A 15,247-nucleotide genomic window follows, 5' to 3' on the forward strand; every position below is an offset into this window, starting at 1 on the left:
GATATGTTCCAAGTTCTTGTATATGTTCCACCACAGGCACTGCCTACTAAAGGACCAGTCACACTAGTTACAGTTCCACCAGCGTCACAGTTATCAGTCCAAGCTAGGTCTGTTTCAGCAGGAAGGTCTGCAATACATTGGATGGAAATAGGTCCGGGTGCAGCAGCAATTACAGGGGCTGTAGTATCATCTACAGTAATAATTTGAGTTCTGGTGGTCGCAGGGTTTCCACAAGCATCAGATATGTTCCAAGTTCTTGTATATGTTCCACCACAGGCACTGCCTACTAAAGGACCAGTCACACTAGTTACANTGTTTCAGCAGGAAGGTCTGCAATACATTGGATGGAAATAGGTCCGGGTGCAGCAGCAATTACAGGGGCTGTAGTATCATCTACAGTAATAATTTGAGTTCTGGTGGTCGCAGGGTTTCCACAAGCATCAGATATGTTCCAAGTTCTTGTATATGTTCCACCACAGGCACTGCCTACTAAAGGACCAGTCACACTAGTTACAGTTCCACCAGCGTCACAGTTATCAGTCCAAGCTAGGTCTGTTTCAGCAGGAAGGTCTGCAATACATTGAATGGAAATAGGTCCGGGTGCAGCAGCAATTACAGGGGCTGTAGTATCATCTACAGTAATAATTTGAGTTTCTGTGGCAGTTCCAGCATCACATGAGCTATTGTAAGTCCAAGTCCTGGTAATGGTTCCGCCACAAGTACCGCCAATCAGAGGTCCATCAACACCAGCTATATTACCATTTGAGCCATCACAACTGTCATTCCAATTTAAAGAAATCATAGCAGGTACATCGGCTAGACATTCCACTGTAACATCTGCGGGAGCAGGGTCAAGTGTAACAACAAAAGCAACTGAATTGGCTTTTTCAATATTATCAATGGGGGATATTTCAAAACTAAGATTACCACCAAAAACCTTAGCATAATCAGAAATTAAGCCATAATATGGTATATAGCTATTATTATTTAAAGGTGCAGAGATTCTTTTTAAGTAATAATTATTTGCTAGTAATGAACTACAAAATAATAGGGTACTTAAAATATAAAGAAACTTAAATAAGTATTTTCTCTTCATAAACAGTTAATATTTAGGGCGTCGCACTAATAATGTGTCTTTTAAGAATATTTTTTCTTAAGAGACATCAATTATTTTAGGTTTATGTGCTATTAACCAATTTTTATGAGGGACTGTAAAATTATTACTACGACCTATGAATAACAAAAATACTCGTTGAAATACCTTTTTATTCTTTAGTGCGTACGCAAATATTTTGCAGTGGATTAATTGCTTATAAAACAGTTAATTACGAAAATAACCTACCATATAACTAGACTATTTTGTTATAAACTTATTTTATGTGGACGAATATAAGTTAAAATTTTCAAAAATTATCTATGAAACGCAAAAAAAATCGACAAAATACATTAAATTATTTTTTAAAAATATGATAACTTTCACTAAAACAGTTGTTTAAGGTGTTTTGAAAGGGGAACTATAAAAAGAGCTTTTAAATCTTTAGTTTTTAATTACTTTTCTGGTAGTTTTTCCTTTTTCAGTATTTATTTCTAAAAGATATACACCTGAATTAAGTTGAGATAAATCAATACTATTAGACTTGACACTTCTATATATTAAACGTCCTGTAATATTATATAAGTTCATATGATTAATGGTGTTTGAATTGTCTAAATTAATGTTAATAATATCCTTTGTTGGGTTAGGTGTAATAGACAGCTTGAATGCTTTAAAATCATCAATCCCTAAAACTTCATCACCTAAAACATTCATAACGTATTGGTCACTAACTATTGTAGGGTCTGTCCACCCAGCACATTCTGAAAAACTAATATAACTATCGTCATTTTGTCCTGCAGAATTCGTTCCTATAAAGAAAAGTTCACCTGTATTTGTTCCACTATCTGGTGCGAAAACTTCAAATACAATAGTAGAATTAGAAGGTATTGATACAGATAGGGGCACGCTAACTACTTGAAGATTATTACTGGCATTACAAATATGAGTTGTACTAGCTTGTTCTGTTAAAACAGCATTAGTTAAATCATCGGTGTTGGCTGTATGAATTTTTAATGTTATCTCTTTGCCCGTATCAGCAGATCCTTGTCCAAACTGAACTGAAGTGATTTGAAAACTTCCTGTTATCGAAAAATCTGAAAGATTATATGCTCTATAAAACGAATTATCATTATAAGTGTTTGGGTTAAGTCCTCCTGGATTCCAGCAAGCATTTCCTGAATCATCAACCAAATTTGGATTTTCAGACTGCGTTAAGGTTGTTTGAGCATTTAAATTTGCGCCTAGAAACAATAGTGCAATAAAAAAGTAATTTTTAATCATAACTAAATAGGTTTAAGTTTATTAATGCAAATATAAGGTATAATTATCAAGATTGTTATCAGTTTATAGGATTGAACCTGCAGTTAATCTAAAAAATTTTGATGCTTAAGCTAAAGAATAGATTGTTGACTTAACTGAAAGGATTCAAAAACGTATGCAGTTTTAACCTTTATGTTAACGAAAACATTTTATGTAATCTAATAAGTGTTTTGAAAAATTTTTAAGCGATTGATTATTTAACTTTCTAATTTAGAAATCAAAAAAAGGTTGAATAAAATAAAGTAATGATTTTAACCCTGTGTTTACTGCAATTAATTGATATTCAGGTTCTTGATTATTTGTTTGAGTTTTTTAAAAACCTAAAATAAGGAGGTTATGATTGATTGAGAAGCTATCAAGTATTTAAGGTGTGGTTAGCGTAATTTTTTCACAACCATAATTTTGTAATGCCCTTCATTTAAGAAGAATTTCCCAGTTTGAAGCTTATCAATATTATTAGATTGATCGAGAGTTTTTCCATTAATAATCTTCATTGTTTCATTTTTTGAAATTGGAAGTGTAACATAGGCTTTAGTATTAGCTGGAACAGTAAATTGATACGTATAACCATCTGTTGTTTTTTTCCAATTGGAAACAATTGCCCCAAAAGGTGATTGATAGGAGCAATTAACAGAGTTAAGTCCTTCTGGAGTTTTAGGAGATATAAAGAATTCTTTGAATCCTGGATGGTCAGGATTAGGGCGTATACCTGCTAACCAACGATAAAACCATTCGGACACCGTTCCAAACATTGGGTGGTTATTAGAGTAGGTATTATCGCTTTCTTGCCATGTTTCCCATATAGTGGTAGCGCCTCGATCTACCATAAAGCCCCAACCCGGATATGCTCTACTATTCACAATATCAAAAACAACGCTAGAATTGCCATATTTAGAGAGCACTTCTAATATGTACTTGGTGCCAAAAATTCCAGTAATAAAATGTCCTGAGGGTCCATTGCTAACAGCTTTTAATAAGGAATCTTTAGCAGCAGGAATCTGATTTTCGGGGATAATTTTATGATAAAGTAATGTTGAAAAAAGTGTTTGCCTGTTAATTTTTCTCAAGTAGGGTTTACCCCAAAATTTAGCTCTTAACTGTTTTTTTAAATTGTTAGCCAAATCGTCATACTTTTTTTCATCACCTTCTTCACCCATCACGTTGGCAAATGTTTTCATAATGTTGGCACATTGTAAATAATGGCTAGTACCTGTAAGTTCTACAGGAACGGGTTCTAAAGACTCATGATCACTAAGTCCCTTGTTAACCATTCCATTAGGATGAATACGTGCAACTTTATCCATCCATTTAGTATTAAAAACGTATAACTCTTTGATAATATCAATATCATTATAATAAAGGTATAGGTAGTATTGTGTGGTTAAGTATGCAGACTCCCAACTTATCCCACAATATTTTATACCTGTGTAGGGTGCAGTATCAACAAATGTTGAATCGTTCATGGCATCTACCCAATCATATATGGTTTTTCGATAAAACGATTGCATATCGAAATTATAAATGAAGGATTCATTTGTAGCATTTAAATCGCCTCCATACCCAAATCGTTCCCTTGCAGGACAATCTGACTGAACGCTAACCAAATTTGATAAAAAGGTTTGCTTGGAAACTTCTTGAATTGAGTTTAACAATTCTGAAGAGCTAGAAAAACTATTGTCATTGGTAACGTTTGAGTGCATGAAAAGTCCGCGAATATCCTCTTTTTTAGGCTTTTCTTTTAAACCTTTAATCTCTATATACCTATAGGTGTGATATGTAAAATCAGGACTAAACCATTGTCCATTTTTGTTACCCAAAATATAGCTATCGGTTTGCCAAGCTATGTCTGGTGCACCAGGACCGCCAATCCCCCTTTTTTTAATTTGTCCAGCTACGGTTGTCATGGGGTTTAGGTTGCCATCTTTGTACACACGTTCTCCAAACCTAAAAACTATGGTATCATTGGGCTTACCTCTGAGTTTTATTTTATAAGTGCCTGTGAAATTTACACCCATATCCACCACCCAAATTCCCTTTCCAGGAGAATAAATAGCAACTGGATTTAATTCTTTAGTTATTGTAACAGGAGGGAAGAATGCCTTTTCTAGTTTTCCTCCTGGAGGCTTTCCTATTTTTATAGGTTGCCATTGGGTGTCATCAAAATTAGGTGTATCCCAGTTGTCTAGTTCAAAATTAGCGTTATATAGAGTTCCTAAATACACGCTATTCTTTCTTATGGGACCTAAAGCAAACTTCCATGAATTATCTGTTACTATATCTTCTGAATCACCATTTTTATATTTTATATTAAGTTTTGCTATACATACAGGCTTACCAACGGTAAGATCTTTCCTTGGGTTTCTTCTTCCCCATTTTCGTAATGGTAAAGGATTGTAAAATCCATTGCCTAATATTATACCTAAGCAATTCTTGCCTTTTTGTATTAAAGGTGTCACTTCATATTCTGTAAAATAGATACGTTTACTAAAGTCTGTCCATGCGGGGTCTAATACGTTTTCTTTAATGTGCTGTCCATTTATGGAAACTTTGTAGTAACCAGCAGCTGTAATACTTAAAGTAGCAGACTGGATAGTTTTGTTGGTTTGAAATTCTTTTCTAAAAAGTGGCGCAGGATATTCTAAATAGAAAAGCGAATCACTTTTAGGAAGTGCAATACCGTCTTCAATCCAAAATGTGCGATTATTTACACTAAACCTTGATTCTGTTGTAATGGTGTCATTTTTGCAAGAAAAAATCAAGAATATATAGAAAACAATTGATAATTTAAATAATTTCATTCTATGTTTTATAGGCTTAACTCTTATGGTCTGTTTTTGTTATGTAATTCTATAAAATGCCTATCCAATGCTGGTGAATCCTTGTATTTAAGTCTTAAAGTGTCTAACTTTTTATGCAAATTGGCCACAATATCTTTATAAGCAGCATTATTGTAAACATTGTTCATTTCTTGAGGGTCTTTCTCACGATCGTACAATTCCCATTCGTCAACATCGTGATAAAAATGAACCAATTTATACTCCTTTGTTACAATACCATAGTGCCTTTTAACCATGTGTACTGCGGGGTATTCATAGTAATGATAATACACAGATTCACGATTCCATTGGGAGGTGTTACCTTTTAAAAGAGGCATTAAACTTTCGCCTTGCATATCGTTTGGAGCTTTAATGTGTGCAGCCTCTAGAAAGGTTTGTGCAAAATCAAGGTTCTGAACCATTTCATCGTTTGTGGTGCCAGGTTTAATTTGATTGGGCCAACGAATTAGCAATGGTGTTTTAAGAGATTCGTTGTAAATAAACCGCTTATCAAACCAACCATGTTCCCCAAGATAAAAACCTTGATCTGAAGTATAAACAACCATAGTGTTTTTTGCTAATCCACTTTTGTCAAGGTAATCTAGGACTCTTCCAACATTATCATCTACAGAAGAAATGCATGCTAAATAATCCTGTATATAACGTTGATATTGCCAGCGCATTTTATCCATTTCGTTCATGTGGGGCCAGTTTTGTTTAAAGTCTTGAGCAATGGAATCCAAAATAGGTTGATATAATGATTTTTGCCTTGCATTAAGTCTGGAATATTCAGCTCTTTCAAAAAATTTTATATTCCTAGGGTTATCGCCTGCCAAACCTAAATCTTGGATAGCATGGGGTAATACTTTATTGTCATAACTTAGCATTTGATCCCTGATATTCATTTCAGCTGTTTTGGCAGATTCACCGCGATTAACGTAATTATCAAATAAGGTTTCTGGCTCTGGAAATTTTTTTTGTCTGAATTCTTCAAACTTTTCCGGATTTGGCCACCATGCTCTATGAGGTGCTTTGTGTAAATACATCATCATAAAAGGCTTTTTCTTGTCCCTTTTTTTATCAAGCCAATTAATGGTTAAATTGGTAATAATGTCTGTTACATATCCTGTAATGGTGGTATCCCCTTTTTTTGTGATAAATTTGGGATTAATATAATGCCCCTGTCCCGGTAAAATCATAAAATCATCTACCCCTTTGGGGGTATTGCCAAAATGCAACTTACCAAACATAGCCGTTGTATAACCTGCCTTTTGAAACAATTGAGGAAAGGTAACCTGTGTGCTATCAAAAGGCATGATATTATCAATCTTACCATTTATATGTGTGTGCTTTCCTGTTAGAATAGTTGCTCTAGAAGGGGCACAAATAGAATTAGTTACACATGCATTTGTAAATAACATACCTTCATTGGCAATCCTATCTATGTTTGGAGTTTTAATGAGTTTATCGGAATAAGCACTAATGGCCTGATAAGCATGGTCATCAGACATAATGAATAAAATGTTAGGTTTTGAATGTGTCTCAATTTTTTGATGAACTTCTTGGTAGGCTTTTTTACATGAAAATAAGGATATAGTAATGATACCAAGAACTTTTATTTTTTTTATGTTGACTTTTTTTAACATTTTGCTATTTCAAATCGATGGAAACAATTTGTTTTGTTTTTCTGCTTTTTTCAGCCATAAAACCCATAATATGACTTTCAACCGAGGCATCAATAGTTGATGTTAATAAATTAGCGTCCTGTTGTTTAACGGCTTGAATCCAATCAAACACTAAAGCCCAATCACCACCTCCGTGTCCACTATTCTTATAATCACCTACATCTTCAATATTTATGTTCCATTTGGTTGTTTTTTTTGTTAGGAAATCGGTATGAATAAACTGATCCATATCACCAACAATATCGCCCATTGAGCCCATTATTCTTGTTCTTCGCCCATGATAGGAAGTAAAAGCTTCCATTGAAAAATTGGCAGTAACATCATCTTCAAATTCCATAGAGGTAATGTAGTGATCGGGTTGGTCGTTTTCCATTTTATACACACATCTCCCATAATTGGTTGTTTTTAATTGTTGAATGATAAAGTCGCTGTGTGTAGATTTATCTTCTGGAAAATCGAATACATAAGTACGTTGACGCTCTCTGTGGTAAATTTTTAATGCGGAATAAGGACAGGACAATTCAACAGCACAACCATCGGTACAGCGATTGGTACTTCCTTCTGGGGCATTTGATGCTTTAAACCATTTTAGGCTACCATAAGCAGATATACTTTTGCAGGGTTTACCAATTAACCATCTAAGAATATCTAAGTCATGACACGATTTAGCTAGTATTATAGGAGTAGTTTCTTTTGAATTATGCCAGTTTCCTCTAACATAGGAATGAGACATATGGATATGCTCAATAGGCTCCATGTGTTGAATACTAATAAGCTCACCTATAGCACCAGAATCAATCATTTGTTTGAGCTTTATGAAATAAGGAGCATATCTTAACACATGGCAAACCGCTACAATTCTACCCGTTTTTTTTGCTAAGTTTAGTATGTCTCTGCACTCGTTTTCGCTAGGAGCTATGGGTTTTTCTAGTAAAATGTCATAGCCCATTTCCAAAGCTTTCATACATGGGGCATAATGAAGGTCGTCTGGTGTACTTATGATAACAGCATCAGCAAATTTTGGTTGTTCAAATACATGCTCCCAAGTTTTGAATCTATTTTTATCGGGTATATTGTGTTTTTTGGAATAGCGCTCATTTCTGATGGCTATGGGTTCAGCAACCCCAATGATGTCCAATTGATTTGGAAATTTAATACCGTAATTACCATATGTATTTCCTCTAGATCCGGCACCAAGGGTAATTACGGTTATTGGTTTATCTATGTTAGGGTTATCAAACTTCCCTGCAGTAATAGTTTTTGAACCATCATATAATATATCTGAACCGGTTAAGGAATTTGAAATTAACGGAATACACCCAAGTCCTAAACCCAGATTTTTGATGGCTTTTCTACGGTCAATTTTTTTCATAACAAAGCTAATTACATAAATATCTAAGATATGAATTAAAATTTATTAATCTGTCCCGTTGTTTAGTTCATAAGGAGCTTGTTAAAACTAAATTCTAAATTGAATAATTATTTGTGATAAAAAAATAAGTAAAGTGTATTTATTAATGTTTTCAGTGTAAATTTTAAATCTGAAATTTATTTGTGCCAATCGTGTTCTAAATCGTGTTCACTTGTTTTTTAAAATATAAGAAACCACTTTAAATTAAGCATAAAAAAACGGATCAGCGTAACCAATCCGTTTGTTTATTTAACTTTATGCTTTGTAGCGAGATCGAGATTTGAACTCGAGACCTCCGGGTTATGAATCCGACGCTCTAACCAACTGAGCTACCTCGCCATTTTGTGGCTGCAAATATAAAAACAATTCTAATGTCAGCAAATATTAGTTGATCAAAATATTATTAAAATTTATTGCAATACTTATCAATTAATGTATATATTGGGCAACATTAAATTTTCAAAAGTAGTTATGGACGACAAAGTTAGATTTGATCTTGAATTTCCTATTCATGCGTCACCTCAATTATTATATCAATATATTTCCACACCTTCTGGTTTGTCTGAATGGTTTTCAGATAATGTAAACTCTCGAGGAGAACTGTTTACTTTTATTTGGGATGATAGTGAAGAGCAAGCTAAATTATTGAGTAAAAAAAGTGGTGAACGTGTTAAGTATAGATGGTTGGCTGATGAGGAGGATGGTCTGTCATGTTACTTTGAAATTAGAATTCAAGTTGATGAAATCACTAAAGATGTTTCTCTTATGATAACTGATTTTGCAGAGGAAGATGAAATAGATGAAGCTAAAATGCTTTGGGAAAATCAAATATCAGATTTAAAGCATGTACTAGGATCTGTTTAAATTTTAAATGATATAATTAAATTATATTTGCCCGTCCAGATTAAGAATTTGGGCGGGATTTTTTTATGATAAATTTTAATGGAAATATTTTAGAGAGTAACAAAAAACTTTCACTAGAAAATAGAGGGTTTGCCTACGGAGATGCACTTTTTGAAACTATAAAAGTAAGCCACAGTAAAGTGTTGTTTTTAGAAGATCATTATTTTAGATTAATGGCCTCAATGCGTATTATGCGTATGGAAATTCCAATGAATTTCACTATGGAATACATGGAGGAGCAAATACTCATGACTATTGAAGCTAATGGATTTTCTAAATCTGCTGCCAGAGCAAAACTTACCGTGTTTAGAGATTCTGATGGGTTATATACACCAAATTCAAATGATATTGGATTTATTATTTCTGTAAAGCAAATTAATGACGAATTTTACGTGTTAAATGATAGTTTTTATGAAGTTGATTTGTTTAAAGATTATTATGTGTCACCAAGTTTATTATCAACATTAAAAACTAATAACAAAGCTTTAAATGTTGTTGGAAGTATTTTTGCTAAAGAAAATAAGTTAGATAATTGTCTGATTTTAAATACTAACAAGCATGTTATTGAAGCTCTAAATAGTAACGTTTTTGTTGTAAAAGGAAATATTATTAAAACCCCACCAATTACTGATGGATGCTTAAAAGGCGTTATGCGTAAACAAATTATTGATATTCTTAAAAAAACAGAAGGTTATGAAATTATTGAAGCATCTGTTTCTCCTTTTGAACTTCAAAAAGCTGATGAGATTTTCATTACCAATGTTATCACAGGTATTCAGCCAATATCAAAATATAGGAAAAAACTATTTAGTAGTGATGTCTCTAAAAAATTAATAGGTAAACTAAACGTAACAATTAGACTAAACTAGTTATAGTTTGGATTTTCTGGAGCATTAGACCAAATGCTATATTCACCACCAAATTCCAACATTTTTTCTTTCCAAAAAGATTTGTAGTCTTTTTCAATGATGTTCTGTTTGTAAACATTCTCAGCAATTACCCAAGAATTTGCTTTAAGTTCATTCTCTAGCTGAGAGGCATCCCATCCAGAATAGCCTAAAAAGAATTTTAAATCGGTTTCCTTAATATTGCCTGCTTCTATGAGTTCAACCACCCTTTTAAAATCGCCACCCCAGTAAATCCCAAGAGAAATTTCAATACTATCTGGTATTAGATCTGGAATTTTATGGATAAAATATAAGTTATCCTGTTCAACAGGTCCGCCATTATAAACTTTAAAGTTGGCTTCAATTTCAGGAACCAATTCATTAATAGAATAATCTAGAGGTTTGTTGAGAATAAAACCAATAGAACCTTCTTCTGAATGGTCTGCAATGAGAACAATAGATCTATTAAAAGACACGTCTCCAATTATGGAAGGTTCTGCTATTAATAAATCTCCTTTTTTAGGTGTTGTTGTTGTCATGCTTTGAGGAATTAATAACTAAATCTAATATTTATTTATTAAAAAAGCAACTTTTAACATAGGAGCACAAAAAAAGCCTTCAAAATTTTTGAAGGCTTTTTAAAGTATATTGAGTAACTAATTAGTTAACTGCACTTGATAAATCTGCACCAGCTTTAAACTTAACAACGTTTTTAGCTTTGATTTTGATTGTCTCACCAGTTTGAGGATTTCTTCCTTCTCTAGCAGCTCTTTTAGAAACTGACCAAGAACCAAATCCTACTAAAGAAACGCGGTTACCTTTTTGTAAAGCGCCTTCAATTTCAATAATTGCACACTCTAAAGCTTTTTTAGCAGCTGCTTTAGTGATTCCTGCATGTTCTGCCATTGCATCGATTAAATCTGTTTTGTTCATAATATAAAATTTAATTATTAATAAATTGGTTAAACATTTTTTGTTAAATCCTCTACAAATTTATACGGATTATGCAATCACGCAAGTAATAGCAAGGGAAATGCACGTATTTGTTGATAACTTAAGTCTTTTGTTAATAAAGGATATGTATTTCATCGAAGTTTTTGAAATAACAGTAGAATCAAGGGTTCAGCGCATTTTAGCATTTGGTTTAAACGTATAGCCATTTAATAGCGATTTTATATCCATGGTACGCTTACCAGGAAGTTTCATTTCTTTTATGTTAATATACCCATTTGAGACACAAACTTTTAATTCTTTTTTGTTTGAAATTATAGAGCCTATTGTTTCAGAATGTGATAAAATTTCTTTTTCAGCTTCATAAATTTTAACATCTAATTCTTCCTCACCGTTTAATAAAGAGCACCAAGCTGCTGGATAAGGACTCAAGCCTCTTATTAAATTATAAATGTTATCAATGGAGTCATTCCAATCTATTTTACAATTATCTCTATTTAGTTTATAAGCCGTTTTAATACCATCTGTATCAACTTGTGGTTTCGTTTTTACATGGCCATTTTTAATTAAAGCAACGGTTTTTAAAATAAGTTTACTTCCTATTGTCATTAATTTATCATGTAAACTTCCAGCATTTTCTTCAGGATGTATATCAACTTCCTCTTGAAGAATCATTTCACCAGTATCAATTTTTTCATCAATAAAGAAGGTAGATACTCCTGTTTTGGTTTCACCATTAATTATGGCCCAATTAATAGGAGCTGCACCACGGTAATTAGGTAAAAGGGAGGCATGGAGATTGAAAGTGCCATATTGTGGCATTTGCCATACCACCTTTGGCAACATTCTAAAAGCTACCACAATTTGTAGATTAACGTTAAGACTTTTTAATTCTTCTAAAAATTCTTCACTTTTAAGGTTTGTTGGCTGTAGAATATTAAGGTTATTTTCTTTAGAATACTTTTTTACGGCACTTTCATTTAGCTTTCTGCCTCTTCCTGCAGGTTTATCAGGTGCTGTAATAACACCAACAACGTTATATTGATTATCTACTAATGCTTTTAGAGAGGCCACTGCAAAATCTGGTGTGCCCATAAAAACAATCCTTAAGTCCTTCATTATTAATTTAATTTATAAGTGTTTGTAGGTGTAATACCTATAATATTATGCTCTAGTAAAAGTTTTAAAACAGTTTTTAAGTCTTTTTCAGAACAGTTTAAACTAGCAACGAGTGCACGTGATGATAAATCGTTTGTTTTTAAGAGTTCAATAATACGGTTTTTCAAAGTTGAAATGTCAACTTTTGAAGTCTTTTTTTGAGATGATATACACACCGAACAAATTCCACAAGTTTCTAAATCTTTTTCACCAAAATAGGAGAGTAGCTGCATACTTTTACAAAGGCTATCATTTTCAACGTAATTAAGCATAGCTTTAACTTGATGCTGTTTTATTTTATTTTGTTGTTCAATTATTGCAGCAATTCTATTGATGGTTTTGTCATCTTCTCTTGGTTCAATAAAAGTTATTTGTGCATCGGTTTTAGCTAAGTTTAAAGTAATGACTTGGTCTTTTTCTAGTCTTTTTAAAGCGTTAATTAACGATACTTCTGTTACTGATGCTTTTTCAGATATTTTTAAGGTGTTTATTTTGGTTTCGTAATCAAATATACCGCCATACATTCTCAACATAGATTTTACAATTAAGTTTAAATCTGTATGATTATCTAAATAATCAAAAATAGCTGTGTTTGGCATAATAAATTGAGCGGTTACTTTATTTTTAAACTGCTTAGAAAGGTTGATAACGCTATTGCGGTCTAATAGTTGTAAAGCGTTGTAGCATAAAATAGTACCAAACTGGTAAGTTTTACAAAACGCATTAAAGTTGAAATCGTGGGTGGTGTAGGCACCTTCACCATAAGATATTTGAAAGTAGTTACACAATTTTCTGTACACTTGTTTTACAAAATCTACAGTGGGTAGTACTTTTAAAAATTGGTTTTTCACCAATTGAGCATCAGTATTGTTTTTTAAAATAACCGCAAAGGCTTTTTCACCATTTCTTCCTACTCTTCCGGCCTCTTGAAAGTAACTTTCAATACTTTCAGGTAAATTTATGTGTATTACAGTTTTTACATCGGGTTTATCAATGCCCATTCCAAAGGCATTGGTAGCTACCATGACCTGTTTTTGATTGTTTAACCAAGCAGACATATTAGATTCTTTTTCTTCGTTAGAAAGTCCACCATGGTAATACGTAGCAGTAATATTTTTCAATTCTAAAAACTGACTAACTTCCAAAGTCATTTTCCTATTTCTTACATATATGATAGAAGACTGCGTGTATTTTTTTAAAATGGTTTCTAACCTGTAATACTTATCATTTTCATGATACACCATGTACCCAATATTGGGTCTTAAAAAAGATTGCCTAAATATTTTGGGTTGAATAAAATCTAGTTCCTTAATAATATCCTCAACTACTTCTGTTTTTGCAGAAGCCGTTAAGGCAACTATATTTACAGATGGTTGAAGTCTACGTAACAAACTAATATTCTTATATGCAGGTCTAAAATCATTGCCCCATTGAGAGATACAGTGTGCTTCATCAACAGCAATTAAATTCACGTGCATTTGCCTTATTCTATCTTGAACTAATTCTTGCTGTAAACGTTCTGGAGACAAGTATAAAAATTTATAATTTCCGTAAATACAATTGTCTAAAAGCGTATCTAAATCATTAAAGGAAATACCACTTGTAATAGCCAAGGCTTTAATACCCTTGTTGTTTAAATTTTGAACTTGGTCTTTCATTAAAGCGATAAGAGGCGAAATAACAATACAAATACCTTCTTTAACTAGAGCAGGTATTTGATAACACAATGATTTTCCGCCACCCGTTGGTAAAAGCACAAAAGTGTCCTCACCTTCAATAACCGCATTGATAATAGCTTCTTGATTGTTTTTAAACGAAGTGAATTTCCAATAGCGCTCTAATATGTTAATAGGTTGAACCATGTAGTTTCTTATAACGCATTTATAATAAAATCAGTACGTTCTTTAACCGTTCCAAAAGGTACATCAATTAAATTGTAGTTATAAGATTGATAAGTGTGTAAAAGGTGATTGTGAATTTTAAGCACTTGTTCAAAGTTTTCGTAGCGTTCATTGTCACTTTTGTAAATAGCCTCCCAAGGGCTTAAAATAAAAGCAGCGTCATAAACACTAGTATTACAAACATCTATAAAACTTTTGGGGTAGCTATCACCAATATAATCCATGTAGGCTAATACATCATGAACACCTCGGTCTAAAAACACAATGTTAGATTCAGATGTTGAAGCTTTAATATATTGTTTGTGTCTACCATTTAAAAGACGCTCGCTAAACAATAATGGGTTTTTTAGAAAAAGTTGGTCAATGCCTTTCTTTTGAGCCTCAAGAGTTACCTGTCTAGAAATTTCTTCAAAGCAAATAAAACCTTGTTTTTTAAGTTCACTAATAAGTGTAGATTTTCCGGTTCCAGGTCCTCCGGTTATAACAACTTTTTTTGCTCCCAACAGTAAAATTTTAGTGTAAAAATCGGAATTTAGAATCGATAAAAAAAATGGAATTATAATCAATAAAATTAAAATTATGGTTCAAATCTGTTGAGAAAATGGTTTTGATTGTTAAAGGTTACATGAAACATTACAAAAAGAATACAATGAATTTATAAAAGTGAATGTTTCTTACATAGAAACTAAATTTTAAAAAAAACAAAAATATAGTCTTGCTGCAGTAACCACTTTCGTTAGTAAATGATTTTTTTTATTGGTTTTATATAAGTTTCTCAATAAAAAAAATCATGTACTTTTGCAGCATATAAAATTGCTATGGGTTCATCACCAAAATCAGAAGAGTTTTACAATAAACTAAGAAACCAACTTTATGAAACCTCTAGTTGGCCAGCAGAATACTTGTATAAGTTTATTGTGAAGTCAGATAGTGAAAAATTAGCTAAATTAGAGGCTATATTTGATAATATGGGAGCTGTAATTAATACCGTTGAGTCTAAAAATGGCAACTATACAAGTGTTTCAGTAAACTTATTGATGAGAGATCCCAATGCCGTTATTGAAAAATATCAAGAAGTAGCAGAAAAAATTGAAGGTGTAATAAGTCTTTAGAATTTTT

Annotated in this window: 14 protein-coding genes and 1 tRNA gene; 3 read left to right on the forward strand and 12 right to left on the reverse strand. The window is 32.6% G+C overall.

The window, feature by feature from the left end; all coding sequences use genetic code 11:
- The 7 genes from E1J38_RS06305 to E1J38_RS06335 all read right to left on the reverse strand — a co-directional run.
- The coding region (locus tag E1J38_RS06305) for a hypothetical protein (protein WP_222428236.1) at positions 1 to 302 on the reverse strand (302 nt) is incomplete at its 3' end.
- Between the two features lie 5 nt (positions 303 to 307).
- A complete protein-coding gene (locus tag E1J38_RS15290; RefSeq protein WP_145774299.1) occupies positions 308 to 1,096 on the reverse strand; it encodes an HYR-like domain-containing protein in 789 nt (262 codons plus the stop codon).
- A 441-nt stretch (positions 1,097 to 1,537) separates the two neighbouring features.
- Complete coding sequence (locus E1J38_RS06315) at positions 1,538 to 2,377, reverse strand: T9SS type A sorting domain-containing protein (RefSeq protein WP_133355182.1); 840 nt, start codon at positions 2,375 to 2,377, stop codon at positions 1,538 to 1,540.
- Between the two features lie 413 nt (positions 2,378 to 2,790).
- Positions 2,791 to 5,214: an alpha-L-rhamnosidase gene (locus tag E1J38_RS06320; RefSeq protein WP_133355184.1), complete on the reverse strand. Its 2,424-nt coding sequence runs from the start codon at positions 5,212 to 5,214 to the stop codon at positions 2,791 to 2,793.
- A 23-nt stretch (positions 5,215 to 5,237) separates the two neighbouring features.
- The gene (locus tag E1J38_RS06325; protein WP_133355186.1) at positions 5,238 to 6,878 is read right to left on the reverse strand and encodes a sulfatase family protein; all 1,641 of its coding nucleotides are present in this window, start codon (positions 6,876 to 6,878) and stop codon (positions 5,238 to 5,240) included.
- Between the two features lie 4 nt (positions 6,879 to 6,882).
- Positions 6,883 to 8,289, reverse strand: coding sequence for a Gfo/Idh/MocA family protein (locus tag E1J38_RS06330; RefSeq protein ID WP_133355188.1), 1,407 nt, complete (start codon positions 8,287 to 8,289; stop codon positions 6,883 to 6,885).
- 304 nt (positions 8,290 to 8,593) lie between these two features.
- Positions 8,594 to 8,667, reverse strand: a tRNA-Met gene (locus tag E1J38_RS06335).
- A gap of 132 nt (positions 8,668 to 8,799) precedes the next feature.
- On the opposite strand from E1J38_RS06335, the gene E1J38_RS06340 reads away from it, so the two are divergent.
- Together E1J38_RS06340 and E1J38_RS06345 are read left to right on the forward strand one after the other, a co-directional pair.
- A complete protein-coding gene (locus E1J38_RS06340) occupies positions 8,800 to 9,192 on the forward strand; it encodes an START-like domain-containing protein (RefSeq protein WP_133355190.1) in 393 nt (130 codons plus the stop codon).
- 65 nt (positions 9,193 to 9,257) lie between these two features.
- On the forward strand, positions 9,258 to 10,100 hold the full coding sequence (locus E1J38_RS06345) for an aminotransferase class IV (RefSeq protein WP_133355192.1): 843 nt from the start codon (positions 9,258 to 9,260) through the stop codon (positions 10,098 to 10,100).
- Here the strand turns inward: E1J38_RS06345 and E1J38_RS06350 are convergent.
- The 5 genes from E1J38_RS06350 to E1J38_RS06370 all read right to left on the reverse strand — a co-directional run bounded on the left by E1J38_RS06350 (position 10,097) and on the right by E1J38_RS06370 (position 14,631).
- Positions 10,097 to 10,657, reverse strand: coding sequence for a YqgE/AlgH family protein (locus tag E1J38_RS06350; protein ID WP_133355194.1), 561 nt, complete (start codon positions 10,655 to 10,657; stop codon positions 10,097 to 10,099). The two genes, E1J38_RS06345 and E1J38_RS06350, sit on opposite strands and share 4 nt — an antisense overlap.
- Before the next feature lie 121 nt (positions 10,658 to 10,778).
- Positions 10,779 to 11,051 carry an HU family DNA-binding protein gene (locus E1J38_RS06355; protein WP_133355196.1) on the reverse strand — a complete coding sequence of 91 codons (273 nt, stop codon included), beginning with the start codon at positions 11,049 to 11,051 and terminating at the stop codon, positions 10,779 to 10,781.
- Positions 11,052 to 11,240: 189 nt separating this feature from the next.
- Positions 11,241 to 12,188: a methionyl-tRNA formyltransferase gene (gene fmt / locus E1J38_RS06360; RefSeq protein WP_133355198.1), complete on the reverse strand. Its 948-nt coding sequence runs from the start codon at positions 12,186 to 12,188 to the stop codon at positions 11,241 to 11,243.
- 2 nt (positions 12,189 to 12,190) lie between these two features.
- Complete coding sequence (locus E1J38_RS06365) at positions 12,191 to 14,089, reverse strand: RecQ family ATP-dependent DNA helicase (protein WP_133355200.1); 1,899 nt, start codon at positions 14,087 to 14,089, stop codon at positions 12,191 to 12,193.
- Positions 14,090 to 14,097: 8 nt separating this feature from the next.
- Complete coding sequence (locus E1J38_RS06370) at positions 14,098 to 14,631, reverse strand: AAA family ATPase (protein ID WP_133355202.1); 534 nt, start codon at positions 14,629 to 14,631, stop codon at positions 14,098 to 14,100.
- Between the two features lie 315 nt (positions 14,632 to 14,946).
- Between E1J38_RS06370 and E1J38_RS06375 the strand changes: the two genes are divergently transcribed.
- The gene (locus E1J38_RS06375) at positions 14,947 to 15,240 is read left to right on the forward strand and encodes a DUF493 family protein (protein WP_133355204.1); all 294 of its coding nucleotides are present in this window, start codon (positions 14,947 to 14,949) and stop codon (positions 15,238 to 15,240) included.
- The last annotated feature ends 7 nt before the right edge of the window (positions 15,241 to 15,247 follow it).

The sequence above is a fragment of the Seonamhaeicola sediminis genome (assembly GCF_004358095.2).
GTDB lineage: Bacteria > Bacteroidota > Bacteroidia > Flavobacteriales > Flavobacteriaceae > Seonamhaeicola > Seonamhaeicola sediminis.

Excerpts from the sequence above, each read along its gene's own strand:
- E1J38_RS06315 (WP_133355182.1), bottom strand. The coding sequence starts at position 2,377 with ATGATTAAAAATTACTTTTTTATTGCACTATTGTTTCTAGGCGCAAAT.
- E1J38_RS06320 (WP_133355184.1), bottom strand. The coding sequence starts at position 5,214 with ATGAAATTATTTAAATTATCAATTGTTTTCTATATATTCTTGATTTTT.
- E1J38_RS06325 (WP_133355186.1), bottom strand. The coding sequence starts at position 6,878 with ATGTTAAAAAAAGTCAACATAAAAAAAATAAAAGTTCTTGGTATCATT.
- E1J38_RS06330 (WP_133355188.1), bottom strand. The coding sequence starts at position 8,289 with ATGAAAAAAATTGACCGTAGAAAAGCCATCAAAAATCTGGGTTTAGGA.
- E1J38_RS06340 (WP_133355190.1), top strand. The coding sequence starts at position 8,800 with ATGGACGACAAAGTTAGATTTGATCTTGAATTTCCTATTCATGCGTCA.
- E1J38_RS06345 (WP_133355192.1), top strand. The coding sequence starts at position 9,258 with ATGATAAATTTTAATGGAAATATTTTAGAGAGTAACAAAAAACTTTCA.
- E1J38_RS06350 (WP_133355194.1), bottom strand. The coding sequence starts at position 10,657 with ATGACAACAACAACACCTAAAAAAGGAGATTTATTAATAGCAGAACCT.
- E1J38_RS06355 (WP_133355196.1), bottom strand. The coding sequence starts at position 11,051 with ATGAACAAAACAGATTTAATCGATGCAATGGCAGAACATGCAGGAATC.
- fmt (WP_133355198.1), bottom strand. The coding sequence starts at position 12,188 with ATGAAGGACTTAAGGATTGTTTTTATGGGCACACCAGATTTTGCAGTG.
- E1J38_RS06365 (WP_133355200.1), bottom strand. The coding sequence starts at position 14,089 with ATGGTTCAACCTATTAACATATTAGAGCGCTATTGGAAATTCACTTCG.
- E1J38_RS06375 (WP_133355204.1), top strand. The coding sequence starts at position 14,947 with ATGGGTTCATCACCAAAATCAGAAGAGTTTTACAATAAACTAAGAAAC.